Below are 12,376 nucleotides of genomic sequence, written 5' to 3' on the forward strand. Positions count from 1 at the left end.
CTCCCCCCGCCTCCATCAAGCGAATTGCCTACCTTTCCCGGCCTTTATCAACCGATCGTCCCTGGACATCTTTCGCAATAATCGATCTCAATGGGAAGCGGTATGTTGCCGATCCGTCAACCTCATCGGGGGTCCAGCTTGAACATTCGTAAATTTGTCGGTGCTACCAGTCGCGATGCGCTGCGTCTCGTTCGCGAGGCACTGGGCCCGGACGCGGTCGTGCTGTCGAACCGCACGATAGAGGACGGCACGGTCGAAATCGTGGCACTTGCGGATAGCGATCTGGCGGCGATTACCCCGAAGGCGCGCAACGGCGCGAGCAGCACGGCGCCCGCGCTGGGCCACACCGCAGCGGCTGCGCGCAGCACGCCGGCGATGCAGTCGAATCCATACGCGAGCGGCATGCCGGACGTGTTTTCGTCGGTGTTCGGCGCGAGCCCGGAAGCCGGCACCGAAAGCATGTCGTCGAGCAATTCGCCGGCTCATCCCGCGGCTGCACCGGCTTTGTCGCCCGCTACGCCAGGCGCCGCCGAACAGTCGGCCGGCGCCGCACCGAAGGCAGCCGCGCAGCCCGCACCGCTGGCACCGGAAGGCGGCCACGCACCGCAATTCAAACCAGCCGCACAAGCCGTGTCAGCACAAACCGGCGCGCAACCCGGCTCGCAAGCCACAACACAACCCGCTGCGCAGATGCCGCAGGTGCCGCGCTCGAACGACGACATCCGCGCCGACGTGCTCAAGGCCGCTGGCGTACCGCCCGCGCCGCCGGCCCCGCCCGCGCCGCGCACGATGGCGGAGTCGAACCCCTGGCTGATCGACCATGCGCGCAGCATCGCCGGCAAGCAGCAGGGCGCCTACAGCGCCCGCCCGTCGTCGATGACGCCGGCCGCTGCGATGGCCAAGGGCCTTGGCGCGCCGGTTGAGATTCAGGTCGGCGGCCGCCAGCCGGCGATCCACCCCGACACCCCCGAGTGGGCCCGCGAAGCCGCGCAACTGGCCGCGCGCCGCGCCGCCCAGAAGCTGAGCGCGCCGGACGAAACCCGCGCCACGGGCAGCACCGCGGCCAGCGTCACGGAAGCCATCAAGGCGCGCATGGAGCAGGTCGTCAACGAGACGGTGATGAGCGAGCTCTCCTCGATGCGCGGCATGATGGAAGAGCACTTCGCCGGCCTGCTGTGGGCCGACCGCCAGCGCCGCAACCCGGCGCGCGCCTCGCTCACCAAGCACCTGTTCGCGGCCGGCTTCTCGGCGCAACTGGTGCAGATGATGGTCGACAACCTGCCGGCCGAGATCGACAACATGGACGGCGGCATGGACTGGGTGCGCAACGTGCTCGAGTCGAACCTGCCGGTGATGGAAAACGAAGACGCGCTGATGGAGCGCGGCGGCGTGTTTGCCCTGATGGGCCCGACGGGCGTCGGCAAGACGACCACTACGGCCAAGCTCGCCGCGCGCTGCGTAATGCGCTTCGGTGCGAGCAAGGTGGCGCTGCTCACCACCGACAGCTACCGGATCGGCGGCCACGAACAACTGCGCATCTTCGGCAAGATCCTCGGCGTCTCGGTGCATGCGGTGAAGGACGGCGCGGATCTGCAACTCGCGCTCGCCGAGCTGCGCAACAAGCACATTGTGTTGATCGACACGATCGGCATGAGCCAGCGCGACCGCCTCGTGTCCGACCAGATCGCCATGCTGTGCCGCGCCGGCCAGCCGGTGCAGCGTCTGCTGCTGCTCAACGCCACCAGCCACGGCGACACGCTCAACGAAGTCGTGCAGGCCTACCAGCGCGCGCCGGATCAGCAGCCGCTCGCCGGCTGCATCCTCACCAAGCTCGACGAGGCCACCAACCTGGGCGGCGTGCTCGACACGGTGATCCGCTACAAGCTGCCGGTGCACTACGTATCGACCGGCCAGAAGGTGCCCGAGAACCTGTACGTCGCGAGCAAGAAATTCCTGATCAAGAGCGCCTTCTGCATTCCGCGCGACAGTTCGCCGTTCGTGCCGCATGACGACGACATTCCGGCTTTGCTTTCGGCGCTCTCCGCGCGCTCGACGGCCGAACTGCACGAGGTCCGCTTTGGATAAAGTCGTCTCGGATCAGGCAGAAGGACTGCGCCGCCTGCTGGCGCGCAGCGGGTCACGAGTGTTGGCGGTAACCGGCGGCTCGACCAGCGTCGGTTGCACCACGACCGTCGTCAATCTGGCGGCCGCACTCGCTGAGCAGGGCAAGGACGTGCTCGTGATCGACGAGTGCCTTGGCGATTACTCCGTGAGCGCGATGCTCGGCGGCATGCGCGGCGCGGGCAATTTCGCGGCCGTGATGCGCGGCGAGATGCCGCTTGAAGCCGCCGTCGCACGTCATGCACTGGGCTTTTCAGTGCTGGCCGCCTCGCGCAGCAATCGCGAAGGCTACAGCGCGGCACGCATGAGCGCGGTGCTCGACGGCCCCGCCGATGTGGTGCTGATCGACGCGCAGTTGAACGAGTTTGGCCAGCTTTCGGCGCTGGCCATGCAGGCGCATGACCTGATGATCGTCACGCGCGTCGCCGCGCAGGCGATCACCGATGCGTATGCCTGCATGAAGCGCCTGCACTACGCACACGGTCTCGCGCAGTTCCGTGTGCTGGTGAATCACGTGCAGAGCGTGACGGACGCGCATACCGCGTTCGAAAACCTGGCGGGGGTGGCAGGACGCTATCTGGCCGTGTCGCTGGAGGACGCCGGCTGTATCGCCGCGGATCCGCGCATGGCGAGGGCGCTGGAACTGGCGCGCTGCGTGGTCGACGCATTTCCGTCGACGCCCGCCGCGCGCGATTACCGGCATCTTGCCGCCGAATTGCAGTATTGGCCGATGCGGCCAGCGATGTCGTCACGGCACCACTGGGTGGCGCCGACGTCGACAGTAACAGCGGCGCAACACGCCGACCAACCGTCTGCGCAGCACGCCTGAAGGCGCGGTGCGGACAAGGGGAGCACGATGTACAACGCTCAGGGAAAGATTTCCCAAGCCGAGGTTCTGACGAAGTACGCGCCGCTCGTGCGGCGGCTCGGCTTGCAGCTTGTGGCCAAGATGCCGGCGAGCGTCGATCTCGACGATCTGATTCAGGCCGGCATGATCGGGCTGCTGGATGCGGCGAGCCGCTACAAGGAAGATCAGGGTGCGCAGTTCGAGACCTACGCGAGCCAGCGGATCCGCGGCGCGATGCTCGACGAGCTGCGCAGCAACGACTGGCTGCCGCGCAGCCTGCGACGCACCTCGCGTGAAGTGGAGACGGCCGTGCATCAGGTCGAACAGACGCTGGGCCGCTCGGCCAGCGAAACGGAGATTGCCGGTCACCTGAACATGCCGCTCGACGAGTATCAGTCGATGCTGCAGGACCTGCACGGCAGCCAGCTGATCTACTACGAAGACTTCGATCGCTCCGCCGACGACGAGCCGTTCCTCGACCGCTATTGCGTCGACCACTCGGACCCGCTCTCGGCGCTGCTCGACGAAAGCCTGCGCGCGGCGCTGGTCGATGCGATCGAGCGTCTGCCGGATCGCGAAAAGCTGCTGATGTCGCTGTACTACGAGCGCGGCATGAACCTGCGCGAGATCGGCGCGGTGATGGAAGTCAGCGAATCGCGGGTCTGCCAGTTGCACAGCCAGGCGGTCGCGCGGCTGCGTACGCGCCTGCGCGAGATGGCGTGGGCGAAGGCCGAAGCGGAATGAGTGACTGCTGTGGGCGGCTGACGGTTTAACGTCGCAGCCGCTGGTCGAATCAACGCGAACGAAAGCAATTTACGCCGTCCTTGTGACGGCGTTTTCTTTGCAGCGGAGCTAACGAGGCGGGGAAGAACGCAGAGGGAGAGAGGTACAGCACAACGGGGCGCAGCGTTCACTGACACCCCGCTTCGGGCCGCTTCGGGCTTTACAGCCCGCCGAACCCTGGCACCCGGCCATCCGGTCCATACAGTGCGGGCTTCGGCGGACGGACCTGCAACACGTCGAGCGCACGCTGGTTGTATTCCATGCGGGTCTGGATCAGCACACCGTTGATCTTGTTCGACTGCTGCGCACGTTCCACGGATTGCCGCAGCAGCGACCATTGCGCGGCCAGCTTCGGATCGCGTCCGGCGGCCAGCTCGATGCCGCCGCGGCCAGCCGGCAAACCCATTTCGGCGAGCTGGGTGTCGCGGATTTTCTCCAGCGCGGCCAGCTTGCCGACCAGTTCGGTTTTCTTCTCGACGATTGGCCGCAACATCTCGGCCGGATCGACCTGGGTCAGTGCCTTCTGTTCGACGACGAGCACCGAGGCGAATTCCTCGATCGTCGCGTATTCGTCGATAACGGTTGCCAGCAGCGCGTCTTTCATCACAACTCGCTCTCACAGCGCCCGCGCATGGCGCGCGGGTCGGGTTTCAAGGTGTCGCCTGACGGCGGCCAGCCTTAATTGCCGGTCGCCGGGGCTCTCGTTTGCAGCAGACTGCGCGTTGTTTCCAGCACGCCGTCGGCAATCTTGCCCGGGTCGATGGTCAGCGTGCCATTCTGGATGGCCGCCTTGATCGATTCGACATGAGCGGTGTCGATGTCTGCCGAACCCGATGCCGCCAGGTTGCGCAGATCGGACGACAAGCCCGACAGACTCACGTTCGCGTCGCCACCCGAGCTGGTGGCGGCTTGCGCGGCAGTTCCCGCGCCTTGGGCGGTGGTAGCCGCCGGAGCCAGGCTCTCCTGCTGGGCGCGCGTGGCGCTGCCCGTCAGGCTGTCCGGCTGGGTGTTGGTGGTGGAATCGATTTTCACGATTGGCTTCCTGTGCGATTTGATTCTTATAACGGCATTCAAGAATCCAAACTTTAGCGCAATCGGTGTATCCGTTTGTAACGGCTTCCCCTCATCTGCTTTCCGTGTGAATCCAGCCCCCACCCGTCATTTCAGGTCCGCATCACATCTGGATCTGGACCGTCCCGCTGTCCTTCACCGTACCCACGACGATCTGGCCGGCCGAGGTCCTTACCCTGACCGGCTGGCCCGGCGTCCCGCTGCTGAGCGCGCTGCCTTCCGACGAAATCGAGAAGCCGTTGCCCTGCGCCACCACCCGCACCATCTGTCCCGCCGTCACCTGGGCGGCGTTTTTCAACATGTCCTGGCGTAGCGGCAGACCCGCGCCCACCCGCATCAGCGTGACCGAACCAATGGCCTGCGAGGGCGCGGTGATGATCGACATCGGCAGCATCGTCAGGTCGCCGTCGCGGCTGACCAGATCGGCTTCCGAGATCACTTCGCCGGGCATCATGGCGCGTGCGGCGACATAGTAAGTGGCGTGGATCGCAACCCGCGCCTGCAGCCACACCGTCCACGGATGTCCGCTCGCGCAGCGCACGCCGACCGTCGTGCGGCCCCACATGCGCGCGCCGTTCGGCATGAACGGCTGCAGCGTGGCGCAGGCCGCGAGACCGCGCGGGAAGGCGGGCGCTACCGTCAGCTCGACGTGGCCCGGCAGGCCGACGGCCTGCTGCTTGAGGAAATCGAGAGCGGCGGCGCGGATCAGCTCGCCGTCCTGCTGGCCGGCCGGCGCCGGCTGGGCAGCCTGTGCCGCCTGAGCGGCCTGGGCGAGTTGCGCTGGCTGGGTTGCTTGCACCGCCTGGGCCGTTTGCGATGCTGCCACGGCACGCGCCGGCGGCGTCACGGGATTGACCGGCGCTTGCGCGACCTGTGCATGGCGCATCGCCTCAACCGCCTGCTCGCGCTGGGCCGCTTCGGCGAGCGCCTGCGCCTGGCTGGCGGGCGTGGCCGGAGCTTGTATCTGTGCGATGCCGCGCGGCGCGGGCGCGCGGCTCGGCGCGCTGGCGCCCAGTTCGGGCGGCTCGCCGCGCGAAGCGAGGCTGTCGATTTCGATGGTGCCGGCGGTGCTGCCGGATGACGCTGCACCGGGCGCCGCGGCAGGCGCGGCATTCACGGGCCGCACCGCGCCGGTATAACTCGAACGCGACGGCGTCGAACTCACGATCACCGGCATCACCTGGCTTGCGGCGAGCGACGGATTCAGATTCACGCGGGCGAGGCCGGCGGAGCTTGCGGGGTTGGCCTGCGGCGCAGCGCCGGGGGCAGGCGCCTCGCCCGGACCCGGAATGACGATGGCGCCGCTGGCGTTCTCCAGCGCGGTAAAGCGATCGGTGACGGGCGCCGCGGCGGGTGCGGAAGGCGCCATCTGCGGCGCGAGCGCGCGGGTGCTGCTATTGCCGTTGCTGCTGGTGGCGAGTTGCGTCATGCGCGCGAGATCGGCGGAATTCTGTTCGCCGGGACCGGGGATCACGATCGGGCCACCGGCTGTCTGGGCGAGCGCCGCGGGCGCGTTCCACGCACCGGCCACCGCGCACACCAGCCAGACGGCAGTGCGGCGCGCAACGATGCGGCGCAGCGGCTGCGGCACATCGAGAGTGGATCGGGCCATCGCGAATCTCCAGCATGAGGCAAGGGTACGGATTGCATTCTAGTGACGCGATGCGAGCTGCAAGCGTTGAATAGAGGCGACCTTCCCCGGTTATTCCGACGATTGCCGCTTGCGCGGCCCGCCTAAGATGCTTCACATGCAGAAAGCCCTTTTGGGTGGCCGCAGGTGAAGTGCTCGCTGCAGCGCGCGCCAGTGGCGGGAACGTTATCCGGAGATTTACATGCTCGACAAACTCGATGCCGAACTTGCCTTTGGCCGCCAGGCGCTCGATGTCCGTTCGTACCGGCAGGAGCTGCTGTCTTCGAACATCGCGAACGCCGACACGCCGAACTACAAGGCGCGCGACGTCGATTTTTCGTCGACGCTCGCGGGCGCACTGAGGAAGTCGGGCGGCACGACCGGCACGGGCGCATCGAACAGCTCGACGCTGGCGATGACGCAGCCCGCCGGCGTGACGAGCGGCATGACGATGGCCGCGACCGAGCCGGGCCACATGGCCGGCAAGGCGAGCCTGATTGCGACCGGCGGCCCGAGCGACGACTACGGCCAACTGCAGTACCGCATTCCGATCCAGCCGGCACTCGACGGCAACACGGTGGACCTCGACGCCGAACGCGTGCAGTTCGCCGATAACTCGCTGCATTTCGAATCGACCATGACAGAAGTGTCCGGTCAGATCAAAACGATGCTGTCGGCGATCACGTCCGGCTCCTGATCGAGCCATGACGCGGCGACCCGCACACACTGGATGTACCCGCTAAAAACCACGCCCACGGGAATCAATCACGCCGGAACCTGCCGGCAGGAGAGGTCAGAGAAGCCATGCCATCCCTGATGAATATTTTCACTGTCGCCGGTTCGGCCATGTCGGCCGAGTCGCAGCGGCTCAACGTGACGGCGTCGAACCTGGCGAACGCCGACAGTACGACCGGCCCTGACGGCAAGCCGTATAAGGCCAAGCAGGTCGTGTTCGCGGTCAACCCGATCGGCGGCGCGCGTACCTCGTCCGGCCAGCAGGTGGGCGGCGTGCAGGTGACCGGCGTGGTGGACGATCCGTCGCCGATGAAGACCACTTACGACCCGGGCAACCCCGCGGCCGACGCGAACGGCTACGTCACGATGCCGAACGTCGATCCGGTGGAAGAAATGGTCAACATGATCTCGGCGTCGCGGGCGTACCAGGCGAACGTCGAAACCCTGAACACGGCAAAGCAGTTGATGCTGAAAACTCTCACGATCGGAACCTGAGGAGCACTTCCTTGACCAGCTCAACCACAATCGGCAGCAACGGGACGACGGTCTCGCAGACGCTGCTCGACACGATGAACGGCACGAACTCGGCGACCAGCGCGTCGAGCAGCACGGCCAGCAGTTCAGCCAATTCGGGTTCGTCGTTGCAGAACACCTTTTTGCAACTGCTCGTCACGCAGTTGCAGAACCAGGATCCGACCAACCCGATGGACAGCTCGCAGATGACCTCGCAGCTCGCGGAAATCAACACCGTGACCGGCATCAGCCAGCTCAACACCTCGCTCACCTCGCTCGCGACCCAGCTCAACGCAGGCCAGACCTCGCAGGCCGCCATGCTGATCGGTTCGAGCGTGCTCGCCCCGGGCAGCTCGATCACGGTCACGAGCGGCAAGACCAACGAGTTCGGCGTGCAGATCGCGGCCGCGGCGTCGGACATGAAGATCAACGTCATCAACTCGGCCGGCAAGATCGTCAACACGATCGACCTGGGCGCGCAGCCGGCCGGCACGGTGCCGGTTTCGTGGACGCCGGTCGATTCGACGGGCGCTGCCTTGCCCGCCGGCACCTACACGATCTCTGCGACCGGCACGATCAACGGCGCAGCCGGCACCGGCACCACGCTCACACCGGGCACGGTCGAGAGCGTCGTGCAGGGTACGGGCGGTGCACCGAGTCTCGTGCTGTCCAACGGTAATACGGTTGCCCTGACTTCGGTCGCGGCAGTCCTCTAAGCAAACAGTTCAACCGAATTTAGACCTTTTCCGGATCGGAGACCGTCATGGGTTATCAGCAAGGTTTGAGCGGCCTGTCGGCTGCATCGAGCGATCTCGACGTGATTGGCAACAACATCGCCAACGCGGACACGATCGGTTTCAAGAGCGGCACCGCAGTGTTCGCCGATATGTACGCGAACTCGGTGGCGACGGCCGTCAACAACCAGATCGGTATCGGCACGCAGCTCGCGGCCGTGCAGCAGCAGTTCTCGCAAGGCACGATCAATACGACCGGGACGGCACTGGACGTGGCCATCAACGGCAACGGCTTCTACCAGATGTCGAACAACGGCACGCTGACGTATTCGCGTAACGGCATCTTCCAGTTGAACAGCACTGGCCAGATCGTGAACTCGCAGGGCCTGCAACTGATGGGCTATGCGGCGAACTCGAGCGGCATCATCAACAGCGCGCAGACCGTGCCGCTGACCGTCCCGACCACCAACATCGCGCCGACGGCGACCACCGCGATTACCGCGCAGCTCAACCTGAATGCACAGGATGCGCTGATGCTGGGCACGCCGACGGTAAGCATGACGGCCGCGGGTGCGCTGACGAGCGGCGGCGCCACGATCACGACGGCATCGGCCGGCACGAACAACGATACCTACACGGTCAACTTCACGAGCCCGACCACCTACACGGTGACCGACACGACCGCCGGCACGACCACGGCGTCGCAAACCTACACGGCCGGCACCGCGATCACGCTCGGCAATGGCGAATCGGTCACGCTGTCCGGTACGGCAGCGAGCGGTGACGTCGTGACGGTCACGCCGAACCCGACCGCATTCAACGCCAGCAACTCCTCGACCTACAACTATTCGACCTCGGTGCAGGCGTACGACTCGCTCGGCGGCTCGCAAACGGTCAATATGTATTTCGCCAAGACCGCCTCGGGTACGTGGAATGTCTATGCCGGCGTAGCGGGCGGCACGATCTCGCAGATCGCCCAGGCGACCTTCTCCTCGAACGGCACGCTCTCGAACATCCAGCAAGCCACCGTCAACCCGCTCACCGGCGCGGTGACGCTCAGCGCGGCGTCGACGCCGGGCACCGTCAACCTGACGATCCCGAACACCGACGGTTCGGGCACGCCGCAGACGATGACGTTGAACCTGACCGGCACGACCCAGTACGGCAGCACCGACGGCACCAACAACCTGTCGCAGAACGGCTTCGCCGCCGGCCAGTTGACGAACTTCTCCGTCGGCACCAACGGCGTGCTGACCGGCAACTACTCGAACGGCCAGACCGCTGCGCTCGGCCAGATCGTGCTTGCCAACTTCAACAACCCGAACGGCCTCGTCGATCTCGGCAACAACGAGTATCAGCAGACGGCGCAGTCGGGCGTCGCGCAGATCTCCACGCCGGGCAGCACGAACCACGGCACGCTGCAAGGCGGCGCGGTGGAAGAGTCGAACGTCGACCTGACCAACGAACTGGTCAATCTGATCACCGCGCAACGCAACTATCAGGCGAACGCGCAGACGATCAAGACGCAGCAGACCGTCGACCAGACGCTGATCAACCTGTAAGCGCAAGTGTCACAGGAGCCGAACGCATGACCGACCGTCTGATTTATACCGCGATGTCGGGCGCCACCCAGGCGCTCGAGCAGCAGGCCATTGTCGCGAACAATCTCGCGAACACCTCGACCACCGGGTTTCGCGCCCAGCTCGAGACGTTTCGCGCGGTACCGATGTCGTTCGGCGACGGCAGCACGGTCAACGACCAGACCACGCGTACGTTCGTGCTGTCGTCGACGCCGGGCGCCGACGAAACGCCCGGACCGATCCAGCAGACCGGCAATCCGCTCGACGTCGCGGTGCAGGGCGACGGCTGGCTGTCGGTGCAGACCGCCGACGGCAGCGAAGCCTACACGCGCGCCGGCAATCTGCACATCGACCAGAACGGCCAGCTGGTGAACGCGACCAACCTGCCGGTGCTCGGCACCGGCGGCCCGATCTCGGTGCCGCCGGGCGCGCAGATCACGATCGGCAAGGACGGCACGGTCTCCGCGCTGGCGCCGGGCGACCCCGCTTCGGCGATCGCGGTGGTCGACCAGTTGAAGCTGGTGAAGCCCGCTGCCGGCACGCTCACGCGCGGCGACGACGGCATGTTTCGCACCGCCGACGGCAATCCGGCCGACGCCGATCCGAGCGTGACGCTGGCGCCCGAATCGCTCGAAGGCAGCAACGTGAATCCGGTGAACGCGATGGTCTCGATGATCACCAACGCGCGGCAGTTCCAGATGCAGACCAAGATGATCGAAAGCGCGGATCAGAACGACCAGACCGCCAACCAGTTGCTCAGTTTCAGCTAACGGGCGCGACGCCTAGCGTGCACCCAGGAGAACTCACACCGTGAACCGCTCACTCTATATCGCTGCGACCGGCATGAACGCCCAGCAGTCCCAGATGGACGTCATCTCGAACAACCTCGCGAACGTCAGCACCAACGGCTTCAAAGGTTCGCGCGCCGTGTTCGAAGATCTGCTGTACCAGACGGTGCGGCAGCCGGGCGCCGACTCGACGCAGCAGACCCAGGTACCCTCGGGCATCCAGCTCGGCACCGGCGTGCAACAGGTCGCCACCGAGCGTCTCTACACCCAGGGCAACCTGCAGCAAACCGGCAACTCGAAAGACGTTGCCATCAACGGCAACGGCTTTTTCCAGGTGCAGATGCCCGACGGCACGACCAGCTACACGCGTGACGGTTCGTTCCAGACCAACGCGCAGGGCCAGCTGGTGACTTCGAGTGGCTACCCGATCATTCCGTCGATCACGGTGCCGCAGAACGCCACTTCGCTCACGATCGGCAGCGACGGCTCGGTGTCGATCACGCAGGCCAACAGCTCGAACTCGACGCAGATCGGCTCGCTGCAGCTCGCGACCTTCATCAACCCGGCCGGCCTCGACGCACAGGGCGAAAACCTGTTTGCCGAAACCAGCTCGTCGGGTACGCCGAACGTGACGGCGCCGGGTTCGAACGGCTCGGGTTCGCTGCAACAGGGCTATGTCGAAACGTCGAACGTGAACGTCGTGCAGGAACTGGTGAACATGATCCAGACCCAGCGCGCGTACGAAATCAACAGCAAGGCCGTTACCACGTCCGACCAGATGTTGCAGACCCTGTCGCAAATGCAGGTTTAAGCGTTCGGAACTTGAGGCGGTAGGTAAATACGATGTCGCAATTCAATCTCAATCCGGTCAAAGGCGCGGCGAAGGGCGCGGTCAAAGGCGAGGCCTGCAGCGCGCTGGTCGCCACCGCCAGCGCGCTCGTCCTGGCGCTGGGCGGCTGCGCGCAGATCCCGAAGCAGCCGATCACGCAGCAGCCCATGACGGCCGTGCCGCCGGTGCCGCCGCACTCGCAGACGCCGGGCTCGATTTTCAACCCGGGCTATGCGGGCCGCCCGCTGTTCGAAGACCAGCGGCCGCGCAATATTGGCGACATCCTGACTATCGTCATTCAGGAAAACATCAACGCAACCAAATCGTCCGGGGCGAATACCAACCGGAGTTCGGCAACCCAGTTCTCCACCACCACGGCCGGTTTTCTCAACGGTCTGTTCGGCAAGGCCAATCTCAACTCCTCGGGCGCCAACACGTTTAACGGCACGGGCGGGGCGAACGCGTCCAACACGTTCAACGGCGTGATCACCGTCACGGTGACCAACGTGCTGCCCAACGGCAACCTCGTGGTGAGCGGCGAAAAGCAGATGCTCATCAACCAGGGCAACGAGTTCGTGCGTTTCTCGGGTGTGGTCAACCCGAACACGATTTCCGGCCTGAACGCGGTGTACTCGACCCAGGTGGCTGACGCCAAGATCGAGTATTCGGCGAAGGGCTATATCGACGAGGCGGAAACCATGGGTTGGTTACAGCGCTTCTTCCTTAACGTGGCGCCGTGGTGATC

General features: G+C 65.5%; 13 protein-coding genes. 10 read left to right on the forward strand and 3 right to left on the reverse strand.

Going from position 1 to position 12,376, the window contains the following annotated elements:
• The first annotated feature begins 138 nt into the window (after positions 1-138).
• Genes flhF through FFS45_RS38010 form a run of 3 tightly spaced genes read left to right on the forward strand, consistent with a single transcriptional unit; the run spans position 139 to position 3,712 of the window.
• Entirely contained in the window at positions 139-2,085 is a 1,947-nt protein-coding gene (gene flhF, locus FFS45_RS38000; RefSeq protein WP_137959781.1) for a flagellar biosynthesis protein FlhF, read from the forward strand.
• Positions 2,078-2,950 carry a MinD/ParA family protein gene (locus tag FFS45_RS38005; protein WP_137959782.1) on the forward strand — a complete coding sequence of 291 codons (873 nt, stop codon included), beginning with the start codon at positions 2,078-2,080 and terminating at the stop codon, positions 2,948-2,950. Before flhF ends, FFS45_RS38005 begins: the two co-directional genes overlap by 8 nt.
• A 27-nt stretch (positions 2,951-2,977) precedes the next feature.
• Complete coding sequence (locus tag FFS45_RS38010) at positions 2,978-3,712, forward strand: RNA polymerase sigma factor FliA (RefSeq protein ID WP_137959783.1); 735 nt, start codon at positions 2,978-2,980, stop codon at positions 3,710-3,712.
• Positions 3,713-3,911: 199 nt separating this feature from the next.
• Here the strand turns inward: FFS45_RS38010 and FFS45_RS38015 are convergent, their stop codons facing one another.
• The 3 genes from FFS45_RS38015 to flgA all read right to left on the reverse strand — a co-directional run bounded on the left by FFS45_RS38015 (position 3,912) and on the right by flgA (position 6,434).
• The gene (locus FFS45_RS38015; RefSeq protein ID WP_137959784.1) at positions 3,912-4,355 is read right to left on the reverse strand and encodes a flagellar protein FlgN; all 444 of its coding nucleotides are present in this window, start codon (positions 4,353-4,355) and stop codon (positions 3,912-3,914) included.
• Positions 4,356-4,429: 74 nt separating this feature from the next.
• Positions 4,430-4,783, reverse strand: a complete 354-nt coding sequence (gene flgM / locus FFS45_RS38020) for a flagellar biosynthesis anti-sigma factor FlgM (protein ID WP_137959785.1) — start codon at positions 4,781-4,783, stop codon at positions 4,430-4,432.
• 142 nt (positions 4,784-4,925) lie between these two features.
• A complete protein-coding gene (flgA, locus tag FFS45_RS38025) occupies positions 4,926-6,434 on the reverse strand; it encodes a flagellar basal body P-ring formation chaperone FlgA (RefSeq protein ID WP_249363099.1) in 1,509 nt (502 codons plus the stop codon).
• A 220-nt stretch (positions 6,435-6,654) separates the two neighbouring features.
• Between flgA and flgB the strand changes: the two genes are divergently transcribed.
• From flgB to flgH, 7 genes are all read left to right on the forward strand, one after another.
• Positions 6,655-7,149 (forward strand): flagellar basal body rod protein FlgB, encoded by a 495-nt coding sequence (gene flgB, locus FFS45_RS38030; RefSeq protein ID WP_137959786.1) that lies wholly within the window; start codon positions 6,655-6,657, stop codon positions 7,147-7,149.
• 107 nt (positions 7,150-7,256) lie between these two features.
• Positions 7,257-7,682 (forward strand): flagellar basal body rod protein FlgC, encoded by a 426-nt coding sequence (gene flgC / locus FFS45_RS38035; protein WP_137959787.1) that lies wholly within the window; start codon positions 7,257-7,259, stop codon positions 7,680-7,682.
• Positions 7,683-7,693: 11 nt separating this feature from the next.
• On the forward strand, positions 7,694-8,416 hold the full coding sequence (locus tag FFS45_RS38040; protein WP_137959788.1) for a flagellar hook assembly protein FlgD: 723 nt from the start codon (positions 7,694-7,696) through the stop codon (positions 8,414-8,416).
• A 47-nt stretch (positions 8,417-8,463) separates the two neighbouring features.
• On the forward strand, positions 8,464-9,996 hold the full coding sequence (locus FFS45_RS38045) for a flagellar hook protein FlgE (RefSeq protein WP_137959789.1): 1,533 nt from the start codon (positions 8,464-8,466) through the stop codon (positions 9,994-9,996).
• A 26-nt stretch (positions 9,997-10,022) separates the two neighbouring features.
• Positions 10,023-10,784: a flagellar basal-body rod protein FlgF gene (gene flgF / locus FFS45_RS38050; RefSeq protein ID WP_137959790.1), complete on the forward strand. Its 762-nt coding sequence runs from the start codon at positions 10,023-10,025 to the stop codon at positions 10,782-10,784.
• Positions 10,785-10,824: 40 nt separating this feature from the next.
• On the forward strand, positions 10,825-11,613 hold the full coding sequence (gene flgG / locus FFS45_RS38055; RefSeq protein WP_137959791.1) for a flagellar basal-body rod protein FlgG: 789 nt from the start codon (positions 10,825-10,827) through the stop codon (positions 11,611-11,613).
• Between the two features lie 32 nt (positions 11,614-11,645).
• Positions 11,646-12,374, forward strand: coding sequence for a flagellar basal body L-ring protein FlgH (flgH, locus tag FFS45_RS38060; protein WP_137959792.1), 729 nt, complete (start codon positions 11,646-11,648; stop codon positions 12,372-12,374).
• Positions 12,375-12,376: the final 2 nt, after the last annotated feature.

This window comes from Burkholderia sp. 4M9327F10, from assembly GCF_005503145.1.
In the GTDB taxonomy this organism is placed as follows: domain Bacteria; phylum Pseudomonadota; class Gammaproteobacteria; order Burkholderiales; family Burkholderiaceae; genus Paraburkholderia.